The organism is Janthinobacterium sp. BJB401 (assembly GCF_013372745.1).
Lineage (GTDB): Bacteria > Pseudomonadota > Gammaproteobacteria > Burkholderiales > Burkholderiaceae_D > Janthinobacterium > Janthinobacterium rivuli.
This window is the reverse complement of record NZ_JABXFH010000059.1, coordinates 1-23,113: the sequence shown is the minus strand read 5'-3', so window position 1 is coordinate 23,113 and position 23,113 is coordinate 1. Positions and strand designations below refer to the sequence as shown.

25 protein-coding genes are annotated in these 23,113 nt (G+C 63.7%); 10 read left to right on the top strand and 15 right to left on the bottom strand.

What is annotated here, in order from left to right; all coding sequences use genetic code 11:
* Nucleotides 1-39 precede the first annotated feature (39 nt).
* The 8 genes from HWE17_RS25580 (at nucleotide 40) to flgL (ending at nucleotide 9,352) form a co-directional block, all read left to right on the top strand.
* Nucleotides 40-1,587, top strand: coding sequence for a flagellar hook protein FlgE (locus HWE17_RS25580; RefSeq protein ID WP_099402988.1), 1,548 nt, complete (start codon nucleotides 40-42; stop codon nucleotides 1,585-1,587).
* Between the two features lie 60 nt (nucleotides 1,588-1,647).
* A complete protein-coding gene (locus tag HWE17_RS25575) occupies nucleotides 1,648-2,391 on the top strand; it encodes a flagellar basal body rod protein FlgF (RefSeq protein WP_035821385.1) in 744 nt (247 codons plus the stop codon).
* A 72-nt stretch (nucleotides 2,392-2,463) separates the two neighbouring features.
* Nucleotides 2,464-3,246 (top strand): flagellar basal-body rod protein FlgG, encoded by a 783-nt coding sequence (gene flgG / locus HWE17_RS25570; RefSeq protein WP_034754070.1) that lies wholly within the window; start codon nucleotides 2,464-2,466, stop codon nucleotides 3,244-3,246.
* Between the two features lie 50 nt (nucleotides 3,247-3,296).
* Nucleotides 3,297-3,947 (top strand): flagellar basal body L-ring protein FlgH, encoded by a 651-nt coding sequence (locus HWE17_RS25565; RefSeq protein ID WP_099402989.1) that lies wholly within the window; start codon nucleotides 3,297-3,299, stop codon nucleotides 3,945-3,947.
* A 2-nt stretch (nucleotides 3,948-3,949) separates the two neighbouring features.
* Nucleotides 3,950-5,065: a flagellar basal body P-ring protein FlgI gene (locus tag HWE17_RS25560; protein WP_099402990.1), complete on the top strand. Its 1,116-nt coding sequence runs from the start codon at nucleotides 3,950-3,952 to the stop codon at nucleotides 5,063-5,065.
* A gap of 10 nt (nucleotides 5,066-5,075) precedes the next feature.
* Complete coding sequence (flgJ, locus tag HWE17_RS25555; protein ID WP_099402991.1) at nucleotides 5,076-6,002, top strand: flagellar assembly peptidoglycan hydrolase FlgJ; 927 nt, start codon at nucleotides 5,076-5,078, stop codon at nucleotides 6,000-6,002.
* Nucleotides 6,003-6,090: 88 nt separating this feature from the next.
* Nucleotides 6,091-8,058 carry a flagellar hook-associated protein FlgK gene (gene flgK / locus HWE17_RS25550; protein ID WP_051958993.1) on the top strand — a complete coding sequence of 656 codons (1,968 nt, stop codon included), beginning with the start codon at nucleotides 6,091-6,093 and terminating at the stop codon, nucleotides 8,056-8,058.
* A 52-nt stretch (nucleotides 8,059-8,110) separates the two neighbouring features.
* Nucleotides 8,111-9,352, top strand: a complete 1,242-nt coding sequence (flgL, locus tag HWE17_RS25545) for a flagellar hook-associated protein FlgL (protein WP_035821373.1) — start codon at nucleotides 8,111-8,113, stop codon at nucleotides 9,350-9,352.
* Between the two features lie 143 nt (nucleotides 9,353-9,495).
* On the opposite strand, the gene HWE17_RS25540 is transcribed toward flgL, so the two are convergent.
* On the bottom strand, nucleotides 9,496-10,395 hold the full coding sequence (locus HWE17_RS25540; RefSeq protein ID WP_176390718.1) for a LysR family transcriptional regulator ArgP: 900 nt from the start codon (nucleotides 10,393-10,395) through the stop codon (nucleotides 9,496-9,498).
* Between the two features lie 73 nt (nucleotides 10,396-10,468).
* On the opposite strand from HWE17_RS25540, the gene HWE17_RS25535 reads away from it, so the two are divergent.
* Nucleotides 10,469-11,116 (top strand): LysE/ArgO family amino acid transporter, encoded by a 648-nt coding sequence (locus tag HWE17_RS25535; RefSeq protein WP_176390717.1) that lies wholly within the window; start codon nucleotides 10,469-10,471, stop codon nucleotides 11,114-11,116.
* Between the two features lie 6 nt (nucleotides 11,117-11,122).
* Here HWE17_RS25535 and fliR read toward each other — a convergent pair whose 3' ends face one another.
* The 14 genes from fliR to HWE17_RS28535 all read right to left on the bottom strand — a co-directional run bounded on the left by fliR (nucleotide 11,123) and on the right by HWE17_RS28535 (nucleotide 22,904).
* Nucleotides 11,123-11,989 (bottom strand): flagellar biosynthetic protein FliR, encoded by an 867-nt coding sequence (fliR, locus tag HWE17_RS25530; protein ID WP_035821367.1) that lies wholly within the window; start codon nucleotides 11,987-11,989, stop codon nucleotides 11,123-11,125.
* A 16-nt stretch (nucleotides 11,990-12,005) separates the two neighbouring features.
* On the bottom strand, nucleotides 12,006-12,275 hold the full coding sequence (gene fliQ / locus HWE17_RS25525) for a flagellar biosynthesis protein FliQ (RefSeq protein WP_035821365.1): 270 nt from the start codon (nucleotides 12,273-12,275) through the stop codon (nucleotides 12,006-12,008).
* A gap of 10 nt (nucleotides 12,276-12,285) precedes the next feature.
* Nucleotides 12,286-12,969 carry a flagellar type III secretion system pore protein FliP gene (fliP, locus tag HWE17_RS25520; RefSeq protein WP_223279098.1) on the bottom strand — a complete coding sequence of 228 codons (684 nt, stop codon included), beginning with the start codon at nucleotides 12,967-12,969 and terminating at the stop codon, nucleotides 12,286-12,288.
* An 82-nt stretch (nucleotides 12,970-13,051) separates the two neighbouring features.
* Nucleotides 13,052-13,651, bottom strand: coding sequence for a flagellar biosynthetic protein FliO (fliO, locus tag HWE17_RS25515; RefSeq protein WP_176390716.1), 600 nt, complete (start codon nucleotides 13,649-13,651; stop codon nucleotides 13,052-13,054).
* Nucleotides 13,648-14,082: a flagellar motor switch protein FliN gene (fliN, locus tag HWE17_RS25510; protein ID WP_034754038.1), complete on the bottom strand. Its 435-nt coding sequence runs from the start codon at nucleotides 14,080-14,082 to the stop codon at nucleotides 13,648-13,650. Before fliN ends, fliO begins: the two co-directional genes overlap by 4 nt.
* Nucleotides 14,083-14,132: 50 nt before the next feature.
* Nucleotides 14,133-15,119: a flagellar motor switch protein FliM gene (gene fliM, locus HWE17_RS25505; RefSeq protein ID WP_034754035.1), complete on the bottom strand. Its 987-nt coding sequence runs from the start codon at nucleotides 15,117-15,119 to the stop codon at nucleotides 14,133-14,135.
* A 6-nt stretch (nucleotides 15,120-15,125) separates the two neighbouring features.
* Nucleotides 15,126-15,638, bottom strand: coding sequence for a flagellar basal body-associated protein FliL (gene fliL, locus HWE17_RS25500; protein WP_035821361.1), 513 nt, complete (start codon nucleotides 15,636-15,638; stop codon nucleotides 15,126-15,128).
* Nucleotides 15,639-15,824: 186 nt separating this feature from the next.
* Nucleotides 15,825-17,123: a flagellar hook-length control protein FliK gene (locus tag HWE17_RS28830; RefSeq protein WP_255206389.1), complete on the bottom strand. Its 1,299-nt coding sequence runs from the start codon at nucleotides 17,121-17,123 to the stop codon at nucleotides 15,825-15,827.
* A 19-nt stretch (nucleotides 17,124-17,142) separates the two neighbouring features.
* A complete protein-coding gene (fliJ, locus tag HWE17_RS25490) occupies nucleotides 17,143-17,583 on the bottom strand; it encodes a flagellar export protein FliJ (RefSeq protein ID WP_035821358.1) in 441 nt (146 codons plus the stop codon).
* A 32-nt stretch (nucleotides 17,584-17,615) separates the two neighbouring features.
* Nucleotides 17,616-18,932, bottom strand: coding sequence for a flagellar protein export ATPase FliI (fliI, locus tag HWE17_RS25485; protein WP_233516143.1), 1,317 nt, complete (start codon nucleotides 18,930-18,932; stop codon nucleotides 17,616-17,618).
* A gap of 89 nt (nucleotides 18,933-19,021) precedes the next feature.
* Nucleotides 19,022-19,723: a flagellar assembly protein FliH gene (locus HWE17_RS25480; RefSeq protein WP_176390725.1), complete on the bottom strand. Its 702-nt coding sequence runs from the start codon at nucleotides 19,721-19,723 to the stop codon at nucleotides 19,022-19,024.
* Between the two features lie 43 nt (nucleotides 19,724-19,766).
* Entirely contained in the window at nucleotides 19,767-20,765 is a 999-nt protein-coding gene (gene fliG, locus HWE17_RS25475; RefSeq protein WP_034754023.1) for a flagellar motor switch protein FliG, read from the bottom strand.
* Nucleotides 20,758-22,473 (bottom strand): flagellar basal-body MS-ring/collar protein FliF, encoded by a 1,716-nt coding sequence (fliF, locus tag HWE17_RS25470; RefSeq protein ID WP_099402998.1) that lies wholly within the window; start codon nucleotides 22,471-22,473, stop codon nucleotides 20,758-20,760. Before fliF ends, fliG begins: the two co-directional genes overlap by 8 nt.
* 74 nt (nucleotides 22,474-22,547) lie before the next feature.
* Nucleotides 22,548-22,904, bottom strand: a complete 357-nt coding sequence (locus HWE17_RS28535; protein ID WP_217916889.1) for a hypothetical protein — start codon at nucleotides 22,902-22,904, stop codon at nucleotides 22,548-22,550.
* Between HWE17_RS28535 and fliE the strand changes: the two genes are divergently transcribed.
* Entirely contained in the window at nucleotides 22,801-23,103 is a 303-nt protein-coding gene (gene fliE, locus HWE17_RS25465; protein ID WP_217916886.1) for a flagellar hook-basal body complex protein FliE, read from the top strand. The two genes, HWE17_RS28535 and fliE, sit on opposite strands and share 104 nt — an antisense overlap.
* Nucleotides 23,104-23,113 lie beyond the last annotated feature (10 nt).

The window sequence follows — 23,113 nt, the reverse complement described above, 5'->3', positions numbered from 1 at the left end:
GCGTGACCCTCTACCCCTAATTTCTACCAGGAGAACACAATGTCTTTCCAACAAGGCCTGAGCGGCTTGAACGGCGCCGCCAAATCGCTGGACGTCATCGGCAACAACATCGCCAACTCGTCGACCGTAGGTTTCAAGCAGTCGCAGGCCCAGTTCGCCGACATTTATGCCAACTCGCTGTATGGCGTGGGCGGCAACCAGGCGGGGATCGGCGTGTCGGTCTCGCAAATCGCCCAGCAATTCAACCAGGGTAACCTGGAATCGTCGTCGAATCCCCTCGACATCGCCATCAATGGCGCCGGCTTCTTCCGTACCAGCGTCAACGGCGCCATCCAGTACTCGCGCAATGGCCAGTTCCAGGTCGACAAGAGCGGCTTCATCGTCAACGCCCAGCTGGCGCAGCTGACCGGCTATCCGGCCGACGCCAACGGCAAGATCGTCGCCGGCGCCATGGTGCCCCTGCAGATCGACCAGTCGGACATGAAGCCCCAGGCAACGACCAAGATCAGCACGGAAGTCAACCTCAATTCGAATACGACCATGCCGACCACGGTGCCGTTCAAGACCACGGAAGACTCTTCGTACGGCAAGTCGTTTCCCGTGGAAGTCTTCGATTCGCTGGGTAATTCCCACATCATGTCGAATTTCTACGTCAAGACGGGCACCAACACCTGGGATGTCTACTCGGCCATGGACGGCACGGAAGTGACCAGCATGAAGGCAGCGGCCGCCCTGCAGACGGACGCCGCCTCGCTGGCCGCGCGCGCCGCCTACCAGGCCGCCGCCACGGCCGTGCCGCTGGTGCCGGCGAATGTGACGACCGCCGCCGTCGCCTACGGCAATGCTGCCGGTGCCGCCGTCTCGGCCGCCGCCGCCGCCGCGGGCGCCACGCCGGCGCAACTGGCCGCCATCGCCGCCACCTATGGCAGTGCCGTGCCGAATGGCATCAACTCGAGCCGCACGCCCGACCAGATCGACGCGGCCATCCGCGCCGTCACCAATGTGCCAGCCGTCAAGACCGGTTCGCTGGTCTTCAACACCCTCGGCACCCTGGACCGGGCCGCCATGCTGGCCCTGACGCCGCCGCAAACCCTGCCCGTCACCGTCAACCTGCCAATCTTCCCGGCCACGGGCGCGAATCCGACCCTGTCGGTCCAGGTCGACTTCACCAAGTCGACCCAGCTGGGCAGCGCCACGGCGGAAAAGAAAACGGAAGCGGACGGCTACAAGGCCGGCCAGCTGAGTCAATTCATCGTGGGCGACGACGGCATCATCCAGGGCCAGTACAACAATGGCAAGACGCGCAGCCTGGGCCAAGTGGTGTTGAGCAACTTTGTCAACCCGAACGGCCTGGAACCGCTGGGCAATAACGCCTGGGTGGAAAGCTCGGCTTCGGGCAAGCCCGTCACGGCCGAGCCCAAGACGGGCAACCTGGGCAACTTGCGCGCCTCGGCGGTGGAAGTGTCGAACGTCGACCTGACGGCGGAACTGGTCAACATGATCACGGCCCAACGCGCCTACCAGGCGAATGCGCAGACCATCAAGACGCAGGACTCGGTCCTGCAGACCCTCGTCAACCTGCGCTAAGAGTAAGGGGAGCCGTTCTGCCGGATGGCTCCCGGCTTTCGTTTTGCACGGAGAAAACACATGGACCGTCTCATCTACACCGCCGGCTCGGGCGCCAAGCACATCCTCGACAAGCAGGCGACCACGGCGAACAACCTGGCGAACGCCACCAGCACGGGTTTCCGTGCCCAGCTCGACTCGTTCCGCGCCGTGCCCGTGGTGGCCGACGGCATGATGCCGACGCGCACCTTCGTCGTCGATTCGACGGTCGGTTCCGATTTCACGCAAGGTCCGATGCAGCACACGGGCCGCGCGCTCGACGTGGCCGTGGAAAACGGCGGCTGGATCGCGGTGCAGTCGGCCGACGGTTCCGAAGCCTACACGCGCAACGGCGCCTTGAAGCTCAATGAAAACGGCATGCTGCAAACGCAGTCGGGGCTGATGGTGCAGGGCGATACGGGCCCGATGGCGATTCCGCCCGGCGTGACGGTGGCCATTGCCAGCGACGGCACGGTGGGCACGATTTCCACCGACGTGCCGCCAGGGCCATCGACGGTGCTGGGACGCATCAAGCTGGTCAACCCGCCCGAGCAGCAACTGGTGCGCGGCGACGACGGCCTGTTCCGCCTGAAGGATGGCACGGTGGCGCAAGCCGACCAGGCCGTCAAGCTGACGACCGGCGCGCTGGAAGGCAGCAATGTCAGCCCAGTCGACTCGATGGTCAGCATGATCGCCTTGGCGCGCCAGTTCGAAACGCAAATGAGCTTGTTGAAGAATGCCGAGAATAACGCGGCGAAAGCCACCCAGATCCTCGCTTTGAATTGATGGGGGCCACCGCATAATGGTCACATAGAAATAGTCTACAGAGCTGACTAGCGCTGTTATTGGAGAAAAATCATGATTCGTTCCCTTTGGATTGCCAAAACCGGCCTGGAAGCGCAGCAGACGCAGATGGACGTGATCGCCAATAACCTGGCCAACGTCAGCACCACGGGCTTCAAGAAGTCGCGCGCCGTGTTTGAAGACTTGCTGTATCAAAACGTGCGCCAGCCTGGCGCGCAATCGTCGCAGCAAACCCAGCTGCCATCAGGCTTGCAGATCGGTACCGGCGTGCGCACGGTGGCAACCGAACGCATCCATACGCAGGGCAATCCCCAGGCATCGGGCAATTCGCGCGACGTGATGGTCAACGGCACGGGCTTCTTCCAGGTGCTGATGCCGGACGGCGCCACCGCCTACACGCGCGACGGCTCGTTCCAGACGGACGCCAACGGCCAGCTGGTCACGTCCGAAGGTTTTGTCATCCAGCCCGCCATCACCGTGCCGACCAATGCGCTGAGCCTGACCGTGGCGCGCGACGGCACCGTTTCCGTCACCTTGCCCGACACGGTGGCGCCATCGCAAATCGGCTCGCTGCAATTGACTACTTTTGTCAATCCCGCCGGTCTGGAATCGAAGGGCGAAAACCTGTACATGGAAACGGGCGCTTCCGGCGTGGCGCAAACCAACACCCCGGGCACGAACGGCGCCGGCGTGCTGATGCAGGGCTATATCGAGACATCGAACGTCAACGTGGCCGAGGAAATGGTCAACATGATCCAGACGCAGCGCGCCTACGAGATCAACAGCAAGGCCATCACCACATCCGACCAAATGCTGCAGAAACTGTCGCAACTTTAATTTTCATAGTCGTCATGCCATCCGCCGCCGGATGGCAGCGGAGGTTCGCCATGCAATACCCCATCATCGCCTTGTTCTCTGCAGTCCTGCTGTCCGGCTGCGCCATCACGCCCACGTCCATCGTGCAATATCCGACCTCCACGCGCGCGCCGATGCCGGAACCGGTGGTCGTCAACAATGGCTCCATCTACCAGCCGTCGACCTACCGTCCCGCCTTCGAAGACCGCCGCGCGCGCCACGTGGGCGACACCATGACGATCGCCATCACCGAGCGCACGAATGCCGTCAAGGCGGGCGCCAGTTCCGGCAACAAGTCGGGCAGCGTGGGCTTCAGCACGCCGGGCATGCTGCAGGGCCGCCTGGGCGGTACCGTTTCGGCGAATGGCGCGACGAAATTTGCCGATGGCGACAACCAGTCCGCCAGCAACACCTTTAGCGGCGTGATCGGCGTGACGGTGATTGAAGTGCTGCCAAACGGCAACCTGATTGTCGCCGGCGAAAAACAGATCGCCATGAACAAGGGCACGGAATTCATCCGCTTCTCGGGCATGGTCAATCCGGACACCATCGGCACGGGCAACGTCGTGCCATCGACCCAGGTGGCCGAAGCGCGCGTCGAATACCGCACCAACAGCCAGATCGACCGCGCCGAAATGGCCTCGATGGCCTCGCGCTTCTTCCTCAGCCTGCTGCCATTCTGATCATGGCCACTTTCACCTTTCCCCGCTTTGCCGCCATTTTCGGCCTGGCCGTCGCCCTGCTGGCGCCCGTGGCGCAGGCCGAGCGCATCAAGGACCTGGCCAGCATCGCCGGCGTGCGCCAGAATCAGCTGATGGGCTATGGCCTCGTCGTCGGCCTCGACGGCAGTGGCGACCAGACCACGCAAACCCCATTCACCATCCAGAGCGTGGCGGCGATGCTGCAGCAGCAGGGCATCAACTTGCCGCAAGGCACCAGCTTGCAGCTGAAAAACGTGGCCGCCGTGATGGTGACGACGGCCTTGCCCGCGTTTGCCCAGCCGGGCCAGTTGCTCGACGTGACGGTGTCGTCGATGGGCAATGCGAAAAGCTTGCGCGGCGGCACTTTGTTGATGACGCCCTTGAAGGGCGCCGACGGCCAGGTGTACGGCATGGCGCAGGGTAACGTGCTGGTGGGCGGCGTGGGCGCGCAGGCGGCCGGCAGCTCCGTTGTCATCAATCATCTGAGCGTGGGACGCATCTCGGGCGGCGCGACCGTGGAGCGCAGCGTGCCTTCGGCGCTGGGCGCCAACAACACCATCCGCCTGGAATTGAACGCCACCGATTTTGCCACCGCCAGCCGCGTGGTCGACGCCATCAACAGCCGCTACGGCGCCGGCACGGCCGCCGCGCTCGACGGCCGCGTGATCCAGGTGCAGTCGCCCAGCGGCAGCGACCAGCGCGTGTCCTTCCTGGGCCAGCTGGAAAGCATCGAAGTCAATCCGGCCCGCCTGGCGGCCAAGGTCATCATGAATGCACGCACCGGTTCCGTCGTGATGAACCAGTCCGTGACCCTGGAAACGTGCGCCATTTCGCACGGCAACCTGTCCGTCACCATCAATGTCGAGCCGCAAGTGAGCCAGCCGGCGCCCTTGTCGGGCGGACGCACGGTGGTCACGCAGACGGCGCAGATCGATATCAAGAAGGAACCGGGCAAGGTCATGCTGGTCAAGGGCGGCGCCTCGCTGTCCGAGGTGGTGAAAGCCCTGAACGCCATCGGCGCCTCGCCGCAAGACTTGCTGGCCATCCTGCAGGCGATGAAAGCGGCCGGTTCGCTGCGCGCCGAACTTGAAATCATTTGATGGACACGCCATGATCAGCCAAACCGACCTCAGCAATACCGCCGCCTACGACGTCAAGGGCATGGATGGCTTGCGCCAGTCCGCCAAGGCGAAGGACCCTGCCGCCCTGAAAGAGGCGGCCACGCAATTTGAAGCCATGTTCATCAACATGATGATGAAAAGCATGCGCGAAGCCACGCCGCAGGACGGCATCATGGATAGCCAGCAAAGCAAGATGTACACCTCGATGCTGGATCAGCAGACGAGCCAGAACCTGGCCAAGCGGGGCACGGGCCTGGCGGACGTGCTGATCCGCCAGTTGTCGTCGTCGAACCAGGCGCTGGCCGCCGATGGCGCCGAAGCGCCGTCGCCCCGCTCGTCGAGCATGGCGCAGGCGCTGGCCGCCTTCCGCCAGCAGCAGGGCGCCCTGACGGAGGGCGCAAGCGGCGCCGCCGCCACCGGCAAGACCCTGAGCGACAAGGCCAACGCCACGCAGGCGCCGCACGTGCGCGCCTTCCAGGAAAAACTGGGCGTGCATGCGGAAGAAGCCAGCCGCGCCACCGGCATCCCGGCCAAGTTCATGCTGGGCCAGGCGGCGCTGGAAACGGGCTGGGGCAAGCGCGAAATCATCGCCCGCGACGGCAGCAGCAGCCACAACCTGTTCGGCATCAAGGCTTCCAGCGACTGGAAGGGCAAGGTCACGGAAGCCGTCACGACGGAATATGTGAATGGCAAGGCGCAGCGCAAGGTGGAAAAATTCCGCGCCTATGACAGCTACGCGGACAGCTTCAAGGATTATGCGCAGTTGATTACGAACAACAAGCGCTACGAGAAAGTATTGGCCAGCGCGGGCGACGCCAGCACGTTCGCCCACGGCTTGCAAAAGGCCGGCTACGCGACGGACCCGAATTACGCTGCCAAATTGACAAAAATTATCAAGAATTCGCTGGTCGGCTAGTAACACGCCGCACCCCTGTGCAGGCCGCGCGCTTCAAGTTTTCGCCGCGCCTGCCGTAAATACTCATGACAGTAACCAATAAGACACCATGACTTCGAATCTACTCAGCATCGGTAAGAGCGGTTTGCTTGCAGCGCAGGTGGGCCTGTCGACGACCGGGCATAACATCACCAATGCCAACGTGGACGGCTACAACCGCCAGGTGGTGCTGCAGCAGACGGCGCAGTTCAACAATGCAGGTTATGGCTTTGTTGGCAATGGTACCGAGGTATCGCAAGTCAAGCGCCAGTACGACGGTTTCATGGCGGCCCAGGTGAATGGCGCGCAGTCGGCCACCAGTTCGCTCGACGCGTATTACACGCAGATCAGCCAGATCGACAATATGCTGGCCGATCCCACGGCCGGGCTGTCGCCGGCGATGGCCGATTTCTTCAAGGGCGTGCAGGATTTCAGCTCGAATCCCTCGTCCGTGTCGTCGCGCCAGGCATTGCTGTCGAGCGCAAACTCGCTGACGGCGCGCTTCCAGGGCCTCAGCGCGCGCCTGACGGAAATCGGCGACGGCGTCAATTCGCAGATCACGTCGAACGTCAAGGTGATCAATTCCTACGCCAAGCAGATCGCGGAACTGAATACCTCGATTACCAACCTGACCGTGAATGAAAGCAATCAGCCCAACGATTTGCTGGACCAGCGCGACCAGCTGATCACGGAGCTGAACAAATACGTCAAGGCAACGGTTCAGCCGGGCGCCGGCAACTCGATTACCGTCTCGATCGGCTCGGGCCAGCCGCTGGTGGTGGGCGAAAAGAATTTTGAACTGGCCACCACGCCGTCGCCGACGGATCCGAGCCGCCTGGATGTGGGCTATGTGACGGGCACGAGCGTCACCAAGTTGTCGGAAAGCTCCCTCAGCGGCGGCTCGCTGGGCGGCTTGCTGGAATTTCGCAGCGGCAGCCTGGACCGTATCCAGAATTCGCTGGGCAAGGTCGCCATCGCACTGGCTTCCACCTTCAATGAACAGCACAAGCTGGGCCAGGACTTGAATGGCGAGATGGGGGCCGACTTCTTCAAGTTGCCCGATCCCGTCATCGGTGCCGACTACCGCAACAACGCGACCAGCACGACCGTGGTGTCGGCCAAGGTCAGCGATCCGACCAAGCTGACGGCCAGCGACTATGCCGTCAAGTATGACGGCGCCAATTACGTGGTGACGCGCCAGAGCGACGGCGCGAAAACAACCATCAACCCGTATCCGCAAACCGTGCCGCAAACCATCGACGGCGTGGATTTCTCGATCACGGGCGCGGCCGCCGAAGGCGACAACTTCATGGTCAGGCCGACCGCGCACGGCGCTTCCGATCTGGCCGTGGCGATTACCGACCGCAACAAGCTGGCCGCCGGCGCGCCGATCGCCACGGGCGCGCCCGTCAGCAACACGGGCAGCGGCAAGCTCGGCCTGGGTAGCGTGGACAAGGCGTATTTAACGCCGGGCAATGCCTTGACGAGTACCGTCACCTTGACGTACGACAAGGCGACCACCTCGCTGTCGGGTTTCCCCGCAGGCCAGGCCGTGACGGTGAAAGGCTTGAACGGCGCGACCACCACGTATCCGGCCGGCACGGCGAACATCCCGTACACGGAAGGCGACAGCTTCAGTTTTGGCGGCATCAACTTCAACATGACGGGCGCGCCCGCCCAAGGCGACAAATTTACCATCGCTCCGAACTCGGGCGGCGTGGGCGACAGCCGCAATGCCGCCTTGCTGGCAGGCTTGCAGACGAAAAACATTCTCGATGGCGGCAAGGCCACGTTCCAGGGTTCGTACGCGGAAACCGTCAGCTATGTCGGCAACAAGACGCGCGAAGTGCAAGTCAGCGGCCTGGCCAGTCTTGCGCTATTGCAACAAACCAGCACGCAGCAGCAGGCCGTCTCCGGCGTCAACCTCGATGAAGAGGCGGCCAACCTGTTGCGCTACCAGCAAGCCTACCAGGCTTGCGGCAAGGTCATGCAGATCGCCAGCACCCTGTTCGACGTGGTCATCGGCCTCGGACGTTAATTATTCAGGCGGCGGCGCATAGCGCCCCGCCGCCATCAGGAAGGGCAGCATCATGCGCATCAGTACCAAAATGATCTATGACGCGGGCAGCACGCAGCTGAACAATCTGCAGGGCGCGTTGAACCGCACCCAGATGCAGCTGTCGGCGAATCGCCGCAACCTGACGCCGGCCGATGACCCGATCGCCTCGGCACGCGCGCTGGAAGTGACGCAATCGCAATCGATCAATACGCAATTCGTGACGAACCGCTCGAACGCCAAAAACTTCCTCTCGCAGGAAGAGCTGGCCCTGGCCAGCACCACCTCGCTGATCGCCGACGTGCAGGATCTGGTGTTGAAGGCCGGTAATCCGGCCTTGAAGGATATCGACCGCCAGAGCCTGGCCACGGAGCTGAAGGGCCGCCTGACCGATCTGATGGGCATCGCCAACACGTCCGACAACGCGGGCGGCTATCTGTTTTCCGGCTACAAATCGACGACGCAACCGTTCAGCCAGACGCCGGGCGGCGCCACCTACGTGGGCGACCAGGGCCAGCGCGAGCTGCAAGTGGGCTCGGCCCGCTACCTGGCCACCAGCGACTCGGGCGCGGCCGTGTTCGAGAATAATTTGACGGGCAACGGCAAGTTCACCACGGCGGCCGATCCGGGCAACTTCGCGCGCGGCGGGGCCGGCATCATTTCCGGCGGCACCGTCACCGATCCCACCAAGCTGACGGGACACAAGTACACGATCGACTTCCAGGTGACGGGCACGGGCACGGATGCCAAGACGACCTATACCGTGACGGACGTGACCCTGGGCCAGACCATCCCGAATCCCGCCGTGCCGGTGGCCTATAAATCGGGCGACGCCATCAATTTTGACGGCCAGCAAGTCAATGTCGCGGGCAAGCCGGCCGACCTGGACAAGTTCACCTTGGAACCCAGCGGCAAGGAATCGATCTTTACCACGATTACCAACCTGATCGGTGCGCTGGGCGAACCGGCCTCGGGCGACGCAGGGCAGGCGCGCCTGACGGCCAGCCTGAACACGGCGCACGATATTCTCGACACGGCCTACGACAACGTGCTGTCGGTGCGCGCGGAAGTCGGTTCGCGCCTGAAGGAACTCGACACGCTCGACAGCGCCGGCGACGACCTCGACCTGCAATATGCGAGCACCCTGTCCGGCTTGCAGGACCTGGACATGGTGAAGGCGATTTCCCTGTTCAGCCAGCAGCAGATCACCCTGCAGGCGGCGCAGAAGTCCTTCACGTCCATCTCGGGACTGTCGCTGTTCAATTACATCAGGTAGGCGAGCCGCATCGGATGAGCGGCAAGCCGGGGCAGGGAGCACATCTCCCGCCCCGGCTTTTTTTCGTCCGCGCGATGGCCGCCACCGTGCAAGCCTGGACGGCGCTGCGCCTTGCATTCGGCAGCGACCAGCCCTGAGGCTGGCTATCGGGGCGGCAGCAGGCCCGTGCGGGCGGCGGACAGGATGGCGCCGCTCAAGCCGTCGAGCAGGCTGGACGCGGCGCGCGCCGTGTGCCAGTGCAGGGGCACGTCCAGGGGCGAGTCCGGCAACAGTTCCACCAGGGTGCCATTGTCGAGACAGGCCTGGATCAGCGCCTGCGGATGCAAGCCCCAGCCCATGCCGGCCAGGGCGGCCGTGACGAAGGCGTGCGACGAGGGCAGGGTGTGGCGCGGCAATTCCACGTGCCGGTGGCACAGGCGCCGCACCCAGCGCGATTGCAGCTCGTCCTTGGTATTGAAGACGAGGCTGGGCGCCAGTGCCAGGCTGGCGGCGCCCACGCCGTGGGCAAAATGCCGCTGCATGAAGGCGGGACTGGCGGCCGCCAGGTAACGCATGGCGCCCAGCGGCCGGCTGTTGCAGCCCGATGCGGGGCGGGCCGTGGCGCTGACGGCCGCCAGCACGGCGCCGCTGCGCAGCCACTCTGCCGTATGGTCCTGGTCGTCGACGGCCACTTGCAGCAGCACCGGGTGTGCGGCCGCGAAGGCGGCGATGGCGGGCGCCAGCCAGGTGGCCAGGCTGTCGGCGTTCACGGCGATGGGCACGCTGGCGCGCGACGGCCCCTGCGCCGCCAGCGCCGGCAAGGTACCCTGCAAATCCTGTTCCAGCAACTGCACCTGGTCCACGTGCTGGCATAGGCGCCGGCCCGTCTCCGTGGCGCGGCAGGGCTGGTCGCGTATCACCAAGGCGCAGCCGACGCGCTCTTCCAGCAGGCGGATGCGCTGGGAAATCGCCGATGGCGTCACGTGCAAGGCGCGCGCCGCGCGCTCGAAACTGCCTTCGCGGATGACGGCGGCCAGGGCGGCGAGGGCGGCATAATCGAGCATGAATGAAGTTTTTCTTAATTGGCTGTAGAAAAGGTAGTTTGCCTTCATTACGTGCGGCTGGCAAGATCGCCGCATGACACTCTTGACCGCCACCACACCACTCGTTTTTTCCGTCTTTCTCCAGGGCTTGACCCTGGGCCTGGGACTCATCGTTGCCATCGGCTCGCAAAATGCCTTTGTCTTGCGGCAAGGCTTGCGTCGCGAACACGTGGGCGCCATCGTGCTGTTTTGCGCCTTGGCCGACGCGGCGCTGATTGCCGCCGGCGTCCTGGGCATGGCCAGTGCGCTGGGGCAGCGTCCCCTGCTGGCCAGCGCGCTGGCGCTGGGCGGCGCCGCCTTCCTGGCCGTCTACGGTTGGCAAGCCCTGCGGCGCGCGCGCCGGCCGCAGCAGTTGCGCGCGGCCGAAGGCGGGGCGCAACTGGGCCTGGCTGCCATCCTGGCCCAGGCGGCGGCGTTTACCTTGCTCAACCCGCATGTGTATCTGGATACGGTATTGCTGGTGGGAAGTATCGGTGCCCAGCAGCCGGGCGTGCTGCGCGGCTGGTTTATCGCCGGCGCCAGCGCGGCCAGCCTGCTGTGGTTTGCCTCGCTGGGATTTGGCGCGCGCTGGCTGGCGCCGTGGTTTGCGCGGCCCCGGGCCTGGCAAGTGCTCGATGGCTTGATTGGTATCACGATGTTCGTGCTGTCGGCGCTGCTGCTGCGCCACGCGCTGGGCTGGTAGCCCGGATCAGGGCGCGGGCGGCAGCGGCGCCGGCGCAGGCAGTGCCGGGCGCAAGGGATTCGGCGGCGCGGGCGGCGGTGGCCGGTCGCGCGTGGCAAAGCCGCGCGGCAGCAGACGCGCCGTTTCTATGCCGCGCAGGAACATGTTCTGGAACGGTGTGGCCAGGTAGGGCAGGACCATGCTGATCACCAGCAAGCCCACGCCCAGGGTGACGGGAAAACCGATACCGAAAATGTTCAGCTGCGGCGCGGCCCGCGTCAGGATGCCCAGCGCCACGTTGGTCAGCAGCAGGGCGGCGATGATGGGCAGCGAAATTTGCAGGCCGGAACGGAAGATTTCTCCGCCCCAGGCCGCCAATTGCTGGAAACCGCCGCCGCTGATGGGACTCGACGAGATCGGCAGGCTGACAAAGCTTTCCGCCAGCGCCGCCAGCAAGACCAGGTGGCCGTTGACGGTCAAAAACATCAGGGTGGCCAGCATGACGAGGAACTGGCTGATGGCGGAAGAGCGGCCCTTGGTTTGCGGGTCGAAGAACGAGGCGAAGCCCAGGCCCATGGTGAGACTGCTGATCTCGCCGGCCATTTCGATGGCGGAAAACACGATGCGGATGGAAAAGCCCATGGCCAGGCCCACCAGCATCTCCTGCGTGAGGATCAACAAGCCTGGCAAGGACATCGGATTGACGGCAGGCAAGGCCGGCACCGTGGGGGCGATGATCATGGCCAGCAGCGCGCCCAGGGTCACCTTGACGGTGGCCGGCACGGATGCGTTGCCGAACAGGGGGGCGGCCGCGATCAGGCCGAGGATGCGGCTAAGCGGCCACAGCAGCGCTGCGATCCACGTGTTCAGTTCGATGCTGGACAGGGTCAGCATGGCAACGTTTGCTGCACTAGCCCACCAGGTTCGGGATGCCCGTAAACACCTGGCGCATGTAGTCGAGCATGACGGACAGCATCCACGGGCCGGCCACGACGAGGGCGACGAAAATGCCGACCAGCTTCGGGATGAAGGACAGGGTTGCCTCGTTGATCTGCGTGGCCGCCTGGAAAATACTCACGATCAAGCCGATGATGAGGGCGACGAGCAGCATGGGCGCGGCCACCATCAGCGTGATTTCCATCGCATGGCGGCCCAGGGTCATGACGCTTTCGGGTGTCATCGTACTTCCCCTAGTAAAAACTCTGTGACAGCGAGCCCAGCAGCAACTGCCAGCCATCGACCAGCACGAACAGCATCAGCTTGAACGGCAGCGAGATCGTCGCGGGCGACATCATCATCATACCCATCGACATCAGCACGCTGGCGACCACCATGTCGATGATCAAAAACGGGATGAAGATGGCAAAGCCGATCTGGAATGCCGTCTTCAGTTCGCTGGTGACGAAGGCGGGCACGAGGATGCGCAGCGGCACGTCTTCGGGACCCTGCAGGGCCGGCGAGCGCGACATTTTGGCGAACAGGGCCAGGTCGGCCTGGCGCGTCTGCTTGAGCATGAAGGTTTTCAGGGGATCGACGCCCTTGTCCATCGCCTGCTGCATGGTGATCTTGTTTTCCTGATAGGGCTGGTAGGCATCCGTATAAATCTTGTCGAACACGGGGCCCATGACGAACAGGGTCAGGAACAGGGCCAGGCCCACCAGCACCTGGTTCGGCGGCGCCGATTGCGTGCCGATGGCCTGGCGCAGCAGGGACAGCACGATGATGATGCGCGTAAAGCAGGTCATCATCAGCAAGGCCGCCGGCAAAAAGGTGAGCGACGTCATCAGGATGAGCGTCTGCACCGGCAACGAGTAGTTCTGTCCCCCGCCTGGGGCCGGCGTGCTGTTGAAGGCCGGGATGCCCGGCTGGGCCATGGCCCACAGCGGCAAGGCCAGGGCGGCGGCCGCCAGCAGCCAGGTCAAAGGAGTCTTCAAGGTGGACCACGCCATCTGCTGCTTATTTCCCATTGCGTTTTTCGATGGTCTGTTTCAGCCACTCGGAAAAATTGGCGGCCGCGGGGCCGTTTTGCGCCGTGGCCAGTTGCGGCAGATCGCCTTCCTGGCGCGGCATGGTGGCCAGCGCGTTGATCCTGCCGGGCGAGGCGCCGACGACGATCCACTGGTCGGCCACTTCGACGAGGACGATGCGTTCGCGTCCGCCCAGGTTGAGCGAGCTGACGACGCGCATCTTGTTGTTGCCGCCCATGACCTTGGGGCCATAGCGTTTCATGAACCAGGCCAGGCCGATCAAGAGGGCCAGCACGAACACGAGTGCGAAGATGGTTTGCAGCAAGCTGCCGGCCGAGCTGGTCGGCGCCATCGTCATCGGTGCGCCCGGCGGCATGGCGGGCAGGGCGGCGGCAGGCGAGGCAGCAGCTGTAGTGGCAGGTGAGGCTGCTGGCGCCGCTGCGGCAGGCGGCGTCTCGCTGGCCAGCGCGACGGAAGCGCTGGCGGCGCTGGCCGCCGGTGGTGCGGACGCGGCTGGCGCTTCAGCCAGGGCAATGCTGCATGCCGCCATCAGCGGCAGCATGGTGGAAATCAACAGGCCAGGCTTCATTTATTCAATTTTCGGATGCGTTCGGAAGGCGTGATGATGTCGGTCAGGCGGATGCCGAACTTGTCATTCACCACCACCACTTCGCCCTGGGCGATCAGGCAGCCGTTCACCAGCACGTCCATCGGTTCGCCGGCCAGGCCGTCGAGCTCGACCACGGAACCCTGTGCCAGTTGCAGCAGGTTCTTGATGGCGATCTTGGTGCGGCCCAGTTCGACCGTCAGCTGCACCGGAATATCGAGGATGAAATCGATATCGTTGTGCGTTTCCGACTTCGACGCCTGCTTGGAAAAGTCCTTGAACACGGCGGCGCTGGCCGCGCTGGCCGTATTGGCGGCCTGGTTCTGCAGCGCTTCGGCTTCCGCCTTGGCCTGCTCGGCAATGGCCGCGCCCCAATCGTCTTCCGCGCTTTGGTCGTCTTGGTTGTCAGACATGTGTTTCTCCTGTTGTACAGATACGGACCGCAACGCGACCCGGGTATTTATTAGTGATTGTTCATGTTATCGGCATTGGCCAACAACTTTTCAACCTTTAAGGCATATTGTCCGTTCAACACGCCATACGTGCAATCCATCACGGGCACGCCGTCGACGGTGGCGGCGATCAGTTCGGGAATATTCAGCGGGATGATGTCGCCCACCTTCATGTTCAGGATTTCATCGAACGACACGCGCGCCGTGCCCAGCGAAGCCACCAGCTCGACTTCGGCGATCTGGATCTGCTGCGTCATCAAACGGATCCAGCGCTTGTCCACTTCCAGCGCCTCGCCCTGCAGGCTCGAGGTCAGCGAATCGCGGATCGGCTCGATCATCGAATACGGCATGCAGAAGTGGATTTGTCCGGAAACGGAGCCCAGTTCCACCGTAAACGTGGACGCCACCACCACCTCGTTCGGCGTGGCGATGTTGGCGAACTGCGTGTTCATTTCTGAACGGATATATTCGAACTCGACGGGGAAGACCGGCTCCCACGACTTGGTATAGGCTTCGAAGACGATGTCGAGGATGCGCAGGATGATGCGCTGCTCCGTCTGCGTAAAGTCGCGCCCTTCGACGCGCGTATGGAAGCGCCCGTCGCCGCCGAACAGGTTGTCGACCAGCAGGAACACGAGGCCCGGATCGAAGACCATCAGGGCCGTGCCGCGCAACGGCTTCATGTGCACCAGGTTCAGGTTGGTCGGCACCACCAGGTTACGGATGAACTCGCTGTATTTCGACACGCGCACGGAACCGACCGACACTTCGGCGCTGCGGCGCAGGAAGTTGAACAGGCCCACGCGCAGCAGCCGGGCGAAACGCTCGTTGATAATTTCCAACGTTGGCATCCGGCCGCGCACGATGCGCTCCTGGGTTGCCAGGTTGTAGGTACGAACTCCCGTGACATCTTCCGGCGCCTGCGCGTCGTCCTGGTCTCCGTTGACGCCCTTGAGTAGGGCGTCGACTTCTTCCTGGGAGAGGAAATTATCGGCCATGGCTGCTTATTGAATGATGAATGCGGTAAATAATACGTCCGTCACGTCCTGCTCCGGCCCTTTGTCCTCGAACGGCTGGTTCACCTGATTGATGATTTCGGCCGCCAGTTGCTGCTTGCCTTCCACGGTATTGAGTTCGGACGCCTTCTTGCCGGACAGCAGCAGCAACAAGCGGCTGCGCACTTTCGGCATGTTGATCTTGATCAAGTCCATTTCTTCCGGGCTGCTGGCCTGCAAGGTGAACGCGATTTGCAGGTATTGCTCGCCATTTTCCGGCTGCAAATTGACGGTGAAGGCATCGATGGGCACGAAGACGGGCGGACCTGCCTTGGAAGCGGCATGTTTTTTCTTGCTCGGTGCCGATTCTTCTTTATCGGCCTTGCCATGCAGGAAGTACCAGGCGGCACCGCCACCGATACCGCCAGCCACCAGCACCGAGGCCAGCACGATGATCAGAAGCTTCTTTTTCGAGGCCCCGGCGGGAGCCAGGCCTGCATCTGCTTTCGGATCTGCTTTCATTTTTGGATTTGCTTTCAATGGTACTCGAGTGCATGGAAGTGGATCACGACGCCATTATGTCATTATCGGCAAATTCTGCGCAGAAGGATGCAGTGAAAAGAGGGCGGAAGCGCCCTCAACTCGCTGTTTTTAGACGAAAAGTTATGCCGTGGGGCGCGCCAGTGGCTTGCGGATGACGAATTGACCTCAGGCAAAGGTATCCACGGCACTCAGGCTGGGCCGGCTGCGTCCGCCTGTCGCCGGCGCGATGGCGATCTCGCCACCCGATGCGCCGCCACCCTGGCCATTGCCACGGCGTCCGCCAGATGCTTCCCGGTTACCCTGGTCCTGCTGTTCCGGCGTGCCGGCCGAGACGGTGGCGCTGCCAAAGGCGATGCCCGCTTCGCTCATCATTTCGCGCAGGCGCGGCATGGCCGCTTCCAGCGCCTGGCGCACTTCCGGCTGGGCCGACATGAAGGCGGCATCGGCCTGGTCATTGGTAACCGTCAGTACCACTTGCACGGGGCCCAGGTCGGGCGGATTCAGGGTCAGGGTGGCGCTCTGGTCGCCGCCAGCGGCCATCCACACGACTTTCTGCCCCAGTTGCTGGTCCCAGGCCGGCGTGCCGACCCGGCCCGTCAGCTTGTCGGCCGGCACGGCCACGGCCGCCGCGGCCTGCTGCAGTGCGCCCGGCTGCAACTGGGCCGCCAGGCGGCTCAGGTCGGCAGGAGTTTCCTTGAGGACCGGTTCGGCCACGGCAGCGCCCGCCTTGGCGGTGGCTGCCAGTTGCGCGTCGATGGCCAGCTTGCCAGGTTCGGCCTTGCCTGCCGGCACGCTGGCGCCTGGTGTGGCGGCCGCCTTGCCCTGGGCCTGGCCCAGGCTGTCGGCAAAGTCGCCGCTGTCCGCTTGCGCGGCGACGGTGGCGGCAGCCTTGCCGCTGCCCTGGCCGGCTGCCAGCAGGGGGCCTGTCGCCGGGTTCTTGCCTTCTGCCTTGATGCTGGCGCGCGCCGGCAGTTCCGGTACGGCCTTGGCGGCTGCTGCCGGTGGCTGGATGGCCAGCTGGATGCTGCCTACCAGGGCCAGCATTTCGGCGGCCGGATCGGCTGGCGGCGTGACTGTCGCGGCGGGGGCGGCGGGCACGCTGGCTTCGGCCGGGGCGCTGTCGGCGGTGGCGGGTGTCGCTGCCTCGCTTGATTGCGCGGGCGGCTGTTCGCTGCTGGCCGCCTGTTCGGTGCCTGCTTGCGCCGCTTTCGCTTCGTTCGCTGGCGCCTGGGCGGGTGCCTGCGTGGCGGCAGGGCTGGCGGGACGAGCTGCCGGCGCCGGCGCCGGCGTTTGTATTTGCGCTTGCGCCATATTGCGGCTGGCCTGGCGTTGCTCGATCTGGCGGTTCAGGGTGCGCTGGAAGTCGCCCGCCGTGCCGCTGGTGGACGACTGGTTGCGGTTGGCGGCGCCCGGCGTGGCGTTCGGCGAGATAATCTGGGAAATCGGTGTTGGCTGGGTTTGCATGATGCTGCCTCAGTGTTGCTTAGCGTTTGTAATAGGCTTGTCGCGCCGCGTGCTCATCCATTGCTTTCTGGTCGCGCTTGTTTTCCAGCTTCAGCGCCTGTTCCTGCGCCCGGTTGTTCAGGGTGGTGTAGGACATGCGCTTGCGTTCGGCCAGCTGCCAGCGCATCTTTTCATTGTCGCTGCGCGCCTGCGCATGCTCGACCACTTGCTGCTGGCCCAGGATGGCGCTGTCGAGCTTGACCATGAAGGCCTGGAAGTTGCGGTAAGCCATGGGCGTGATGCCGCTGCTCATGCTTGCCTCGAAACGCTTGGCGTAATCGTCGCGGTAGCCGGACAGCATGTCGAGTTTCTGGCGGCAATCGTCGAGCGCTTTCAGGGCCGCGCCCAGGCGCTTGGCGCAGTCATCCGTTTCGCGCTGGGCAAGGTCGATCAGGGTTGCAAGTTGGGAAGGAGAGGCCATGGCTGATTATATTCCCGCTATGCAAGCCCTAATCAGTCGAATAGAGCGGTAAGTTGCCCCAAGCTCTCGTCCATGCTGACCCGCTCCGTGATTTGCTGTTGTAAAAACGCCTCGATCTTTTCATGCAGGGCAATCGCCTGGTCCAGCACGGGGTCGGTGCCGGCGCTGTAGGCGCCCACGCTGATCAGGTCGCGGCTGCGTTCATAGCGCGAATACAGCTGTTTCAGCTTGCGCGCCTGCTGCTGGTGTTCGTGCGTGGTGATCGAGTGGGCAGCGCGCGAAATCGATTGCTCGATGTCGATGGCCGGATAGTGTCCCGCTTCGGCCAGGCGGCGGTTCAGCACGATGTGGCCGTCGAGAATCGCGCGCGCCGAGTCGGCGATCGGATCCTGCTGGTCGTCGCCCTCGGTCAGCACGGTGTAGAAGGCCGTGATCGAGCCGCCGCCTTCCTCGCCATTGCCGGCCCGCTCCACCAGCACGGGCAGCTTGGCGAAGACGGACGGCGGATAGCCCTTGGTGGCCGGTGGCTCGCCGATGGCCAGGGCGATTTCGCGCTGCGCCATGGCGTAGCGGGTCAGCGAATCCATGATCAGCAGCACGTTTTGCCCCTGGTCGCGGAAGTGTTCGGCAATCGCCGTCGCATACGCGGCCCCTTGCAGGCGCATCAGCGGCGGCGTGTCGGCCGGCGCGGCGACGACAACGGAACGGGCCAGGCCTTCGGGGCCGAGGATTTGTTCGATGAATTCTTTTACTTCGCGTCCCCGTTCGCCGATCAGGCCGACGACGATCACGTCCGCTTCCGTGTAGCGGGCCATCATGCCCAGCAGCACGCTTTTACCGACGCCGGACCCGGCGAACAGGCCCATGCGCTGGCCACGGCCCACGGTCAGCATGGCGTTGATCGAGCGCACGCCCACGTCGAGCGTGTCGACGATGGGGGCGCGGCCCAGCGGATTGGCGGGGCGCACGTTGATGGGGGCGCTATCGGTCGTGTGCAGCGGACCGAGCTGGTCGAGCGGGCGGCCTGCACCGTCGAGCACGCGGCCCAGCAGTTGCGGCCCCACGGGCAGGTGGCGTGCGCGGTCGCTGGGGCGGCGGCGCGGGTGCGCCACGCTGCCGGGGCGGGGAATGGCCGGTTCGACGGAAAACACGCGCGTGCCGGGCACGATGCCCTCGACGTCGCTTTGCGGCATCAAAAACAGACGCTCGCCTTCAAATCCCACCACTTCCGCTTCGACCCGGCCGCCATTGGGCAGCGGCACGGTGCAGGCGGCGCCGACGGCCAGGCGCAGGCCCACCGCTTCCATCACCAGGCCGGCCACACGCGTGACGCGGCCTGAAATCTGCATCGGTTCGACAAATCCGACCACGGCCGTACAGTCGCTCAGGTAGGCGCGCCAGCGCGCCGCATGGGCAGTCGGGCCTTTGACGGGCTCGCTCACGGCGCCAGCCAGTCCAGGTCTTTGCCCAGCGCGTGCGTCAGGCGGTGCCAGCGGGTGGACGTCTGCGCGTCGATTTGGTTGCTGGCCGTGTCGATCTTGCAACCGCCGCGTTCCACGCTGGGGTCTTCGATGACGCGCCAGCCACCTTTGTCGAGCTCATCGCCGATGCCGTCGCGCACCACTTGCGCGTCTTCCGGGTTGAGCATCAGCAAGGCCGGTTGTTGCAGCACGGGCAAGTATTCGATGGCTTCGCGCACCATCGGCAGCATCAATTCGGGGCGCACGGGCAAGGCCGTCTTGAGCATGCCCTTGGCCAGTTGCAGGGCCAGTTCCATCACGTCGTTGGCGATCAGCTCGTCGGCCTGCTGCACGGCCGTGCCGAAGTCGACGGCGATGGTTTGCAGATGCGCCAGTTCCACGGCGGACGCCGCCTTGCCTTGCGCATACGACTCGGCATGGCCGTCGGCATGCCCGGCCGCGTGGCCTTCCGCATAGCCGGCCGCGCGGCCTTCGTCGAAGGCCGTGGCGCGCGCTTCTTCGCGGATGGCGTCGAGCTCTTCCTGCGTCGGATATTCGAGCGGCGGGGCCGGCTCTTCCTCGTGCAGCTCGGCAAATGGATCGAATTCCGGTTCGGGATCCGGTTCCAGCAGCTTGCGCGCCGCCACCACGCTGGGACGCTCGTCGCCAAACGAGGTCATTTCCCAGCGCTGGTAGGCGGTTTGCTGCTCTTTGGGAATCAAGTTAGACAAACGAATCCTCGCCTTTTCCGCCTAGGACAATCTGCCCCTCGTCCGCCAGGCGGCGCACGATCTGCAGGATCTGTTTCTGCTGCGATTCCACTTCCGACAGGCGCACGGGGCCTTTCGATTCCAGGTCTTCGCGCATCATCTCGCCGGCGCGCTGCGACATGTTCTTGAAGATCTTGTCGCGCAGCTCTTGCGAGGCGCCTTTCAGGGCGATGATCAGCATTTCCGACTGCACTTCGCGCAGCAGCAGCTGGATGCCGCGGTCGTCGATATCGATCACGTTGTCGAACACGAACATTTCGTCCATGATCTTTTGCGCCATGTCATTGTCGTAGTTCTTGATATTGTCCATGACCGAGCCTTCTTGCTCGCCGCTCATGAAGTTCAGGATCTCGGCCGCGGCGCGCACGCCGCCCAGCGACGATTTCTTGATGTTTTCGTTACCCGACAGCAGTTTCGTCAGCACGTCGTTGAGTTCGCGCAAGGCGGCCGGCTGCACGCCGTCCAGGGTGGCGATGCGCAAGACCACGTCGTTGCGCAGGCGGTCCGTGAAGTGGCCGAGGATTTCGCAGGCCTGGTCGCGCTCCAGATGGACGAGGATGGTGGCGATGATCTGCGGGTGTTCGTTGCGGATCAGCTCGGACACGGATTGCGAATCCATCCACTTCAGCGATTCGATGCCGGACGCATCCTTGCCGCCCAGGATGCGCGACAGCAGCACGGACGCCTTGTCGTCGCCCAGCGCCTTGGTGAGCACTTGCCGGATGTATTCGTCCGAATCGAGGCCGACGGTGGAATTGAGTTCCGTCTGCGCGCGGAAGTCGCCGAGCACCTCGACCACCTGCTCGTGCGCGATGCCCTTCATGGTGGCCATGGCGGCGCCCAGTTTCAGCACTTCGCGCGGCCCGAGGAATTTCATGACCTCGGCCGCTTCGCTCTCGCCCAGTGCCAGCATCAGGATCGATGCTTTTTGCAGTCCCGTTGTCTCAGTCATTATTGCCTATCCATGCTTTGATTACGTTGGCCACCACGCGCGGGTCTTCCTGCGCCAGTTTTCTGGCCATCGCCAGGTTTTCGCGATAACCGCGCGCCGTATCTTCTTCCAGCTCTTCCAGCTCCGCTTCGCTGAGCAGGACTTCGTTTTCTTCGTCCGTCTTGGCCAGTTCCGGTTCGATGACGGGCGGCGGGGCGCCGAAATCGTCGATCTTGCGCATCACGGGGCGCAGCATCGGGCGCACGATCTTGATGAAGATATACAGCAGGATCAGGGCCGTGATGAGGAATTTCGCCAGTTCCTTGGCCAGCGGCAAGTTGGCCGGGTCGCGCCACCACTCCAGCTTGCCTTCCGGCGCGCGGTCGATGCCGTCGAAGGGCGAGTTGGCCACGCTGAAGCTGTCGCCGCGCTCCTTGTTGTAGCCCATCGCTTCCTTGACCAGATTATTGATCTGGACCATTTCGGCAGGGGAAATCGGCTTGACCGTGACCTTGCCATCCTTGTCGAAGCTGCGGCGATAGTTGACGACGACGGCCACCGACAGGCGGCGCAGGCCGCCCATCGATTTCTGCTCATAGCGCACGGTCTTGTCGACTTCATAATTCGTTGTCGATTCCTTCTGTGTCGGCGCCGTCGGCGCGCCGCCCGGTGCGCCAGGCGCTTCGGCCGTCAACGGCGCCGTCGCCACGCCTGGCGGCTGGTTCGACAGCGCGCCCGGCACGCCGGATGGGTTGGCATTGCCGGCGCCCGTCGATTCGCTCGTTTGCTGGCTGCGGATGGTGGACGCTTCCGGCGGCGAGTTCGGCTTGTAGGTTTCAGCCGCCTGCTCGCTTTGCGAAAAATCGACATCGGCCGTCGCTTCGGCGCGCACATTGCCTTCGCCTACGATGGGCAGCAGGATCGATTCGACCTGCTTGATCACGCTTTGCTGCAATTGCTGCACGTACTTTAATTGGTTCGGGTCCAGGCTCTTGATGCCGTTGGCACGGTCCTTGTCCTTTTCCTGGTTCGACAGCAGGGTGCCGGCCTGGTCGACCACGGTGACATTGATCGGCAGCAATTCCGGCACGCTGGACGCCACCAGGTGCACGATGGCGCTCACCTGCAACTGATCGAGGCCGCGGCCAGGATGCAGGTTCAGCAGCACGGACGCCGTCGGTTTTTGCTGTTCGCGCACGAAGACGGATGGTTTGGGCAGCGCCAGGTGGACACGCGCCGTGTCGACGGCGGACACCGATTCGATCGATTTGGCCAGTTCGCCTTCGAGTGCGCGCTGGAAATTGACCTGCTCCAGGAACTGCGACACGCCCAGCTTCTGGTTTTCCATCAGCTCGAAGCCCACGTTGCCGCCCTTCGGCAAGCCTTGCGCGGCCAGTTTCAGGCGCGCGTCGTGGACTTGTTCGGATGGCACGAGAATGGCGCCGCCGCCTTCGGAAAACTTGTGCTTGATGCCCAGCTGGTCCAGCGAGGCGGTGATGGCGCCGCCGTCGCGGTCCGTGTAGTTCGAGAACAGGACTTTGTATTCGGGCGGCTGGTTCCACATGTACAGGGCCACGCCGATGGCGACCAGTGCCGCCACGCCCAGGCCGCGCAGGAAATTCTTGCCCATCGGCGTCTTGGCGAAGGCTTGCACGGACTCCACGGGCGAGCGGGCAGGCGCCGGTTCCGGGGGTATGCGGTTCACATCGATTTCTTCGGCTACAGCCATGATTGCCTTCCAGGGCGCGTATGTTTGGTAATGAGCGGGGGCCGCTTCCTCGGGAGGAGGGGCGATATGCAGAATTATCCGCCACTGTCACGCGCTTCAATCGTCCAAATAGAAGGCGCTTTTGCCGCCTGCTCGGCCGAGCGGCTGGCGTTGACGCTGGTATTGTGGAACCCTGGCAACATGTGACGGAAGTTATTGTACCCGTCGTTGCCTTGCAAGCCAGGGTTTTGTTCTCTGGGTGCAACAGGCATGGAACAGATATGAAGCAGACCAGAATCGGGAGGCAAAGTGAAAACAGGCGGTATCGATAGCAGCAGGATCGAGGCGATGATCGCGCAACTGAAGTCGGCGGCCACGCGGCCGGAGGCGAAAATACCGGCGATCCAGACCGAGCTGCCGGCGGCGAAGGTGAATTTTGCCGATGCCTTCAAGAGCGCGCTCGACTCCGTGAGCGGCGCGCAAAAGGCCTCGTCGGCACTGGGTCAGCGCTTTACCATGGGCGACGAAAAGGTCAGCCTGTCGGACGTGATGGTATCGATGCAAAAGTCGAGCATCGAATTCCAGGCGACGGTGCAGGTGAGAAACAAGTTGGTTTCTGCGTATCACGAGATCATGAATATGCAGGTGTAACTCATGATAA

Excerpts from the sequence above, each read along its gene's own strand:
- HWE17_RS25580 (WP_099402988.1), top strand. The coding sequence starts at position 40 with ATGTCTTTCCAACAAGGCCTGAGCGGCTTGAACGGCGCCGCCAAATCG.
- HWE17_RS25575 (WP_035821385.1), top strand. The coding sequence starts at position 1,648 with ATGGACCGTCTCATCTACACCGCCGGCTCGGGCGCCAAGCACATCCTC.
- flgG (WP_034754070.1), top strand. The coding sequence starts at position 2,464 with ATGATTCGTTCCCTTTGGATTGCCAAAACCGGCCTGGAAGCGCAGCAG.
- HWE17_RS25565 (WP_099402989.1), top strand. The coding sequence starts at position 3,297 with ATGCAATACCCCATCATCGCCTTGTTCTCTGCAGTCCTGCTGTCCGGC.
- HWE17_RS25560 (WP_099402990.1), top strand. The coding sequence starts at position 3,950 with ATGGCCACTTTCACCTTTCCCCGCTTTGCCGCCATTTTCGGCCTGGCC.
- flgJ (WP_099402991.1), top strand. The coding sequence starts at position 5,076 with ATGATCAGCCAAACCGACCTCAGCAATACCGCCGCCTACGACGTCAAG.
- flgK (WP_051958993.1), top strand. The coding sequence starts at position 6,091 with ATGACTTCGAATCTACTCAGCATCGGTAAGAGCGGTTTGCTTGCAGCG.
- flgL (WP_035821373.1), top strand. The coding sequence starts at position 8,111 with ATGCGCATCAGTACCAAAATGATCTATGACGCGGGCAGCACGCAGCTG.
- HWE17_RS25540 (WP_176390718.1), bottom strand. The coding sequence starts at position 10,395 with ATGCTCGATTATGCCGCCCTCGCCGCCCTGGCCGCCGTCATCCGCGAA.
- HWE17_RS25535 (WP_176390717.1), top strand. The coding sequence starts at position 10,469 with ATGACACTCTTGACCGCCACCACACCACTCGTTTTTTCCGTCTTTCTC.
- fliR (WP_035821367.1), bottom strand. The coding sequence starts at position 11,989 with ATGCTGACCCTGTCCAGCATCGAACTGAACACGTGGATCGCAGCGCTG.
- fliQ (WP_035821365.1), bottom strand. The coding sequence starts at position 12,275 with ATGACACCCGAAAGCGTCATGACCCTGGGCCGCCATGCGATGGAAATC.
- fliP (WP_223279098.1), bottom strand. The coding sequence starts at position 12,969 with ATGGCCCAGCCGGGCATCCCGGCCTTCAACAGCACGCCGGCCCCAGGC.
- fliO (WP_176390716.1), bottom strand. The coding sequence starts at position 13,651 with ATGAAGCCTGGCCTGTTGATTTCCACCATGCTGCCGCTGATGGCGGCA.
- fliN (WP_034754038.1), bottom strand. The coding sequence starts at position 14,082 with ATGTCTGACAACCAAGACGACCAAAGCGCGGAAGACGATTGGGGCGCG.
- fliM (WP_034754035.1), bottom strand. The coding sequence starts at position 15,119 with ATGGCCGATAATTTCCTCTCCCAGGAAGAAGTCGACGCCCTACTCAAG.
- fliL (WP_035821361.1), bottom strand. The coding sequence starts at position 15,638 with ATGAAAGCAGATCCGAAAGCAGATGCAGGCCTGGCTCCCGCCGGGGCC.
- HWE17_RS28830 (WP_255206389.1), bottom strand. The coding sequence starts at position 17,123 with ATGCAAACCCAGCCAACACCGATTTCCCAGATTATCTCGCCGAACGCC.
- fliJ (WP_035821358.1), bottom strand. The coding sequence starts at position 17,583 with ATGGCCTCTCCTTCCCAACTTGCAACCCTGATCGACCTTGCCCAGCGC.
- fliI (WP_233516143.1), bottom strand. The coding sequence starts at position 18,932 with ATGCAGATTTCAGGCCGCGTCACGCGTGTGGCCGGCCTGGTGATGGAA.
- HWE17_RS25480 (WP_176390725.1), bottom strand. The coding sequence starts at position 19,723 with ATGACCTCGTTTGGCGACGAGCGTCCCAGCGTGGTGGCGGCGCGCAAG.
- fliG (WP_034754023.1), bottom strand. The coding sequence starts at position 20,765 with ATGACTGAGACAACGGGACTGCAAAAAGCATCGATCCTGATGCTGGCA.
- fliF (WP_099402998.1), bottom strand. The coding sequence starts at position 22,473 with ATGGCTGTAGCCGAAGAAATCGATGTGAACCGCATACCCCCGGAACCG.
- fliE (WP_217916886.1), top strand. The coding sequence starts at position 22,801 with ATGATCGCGCAACTGAAGTCGGCGGCCACGCGGCCGGAGGCGAAAATA.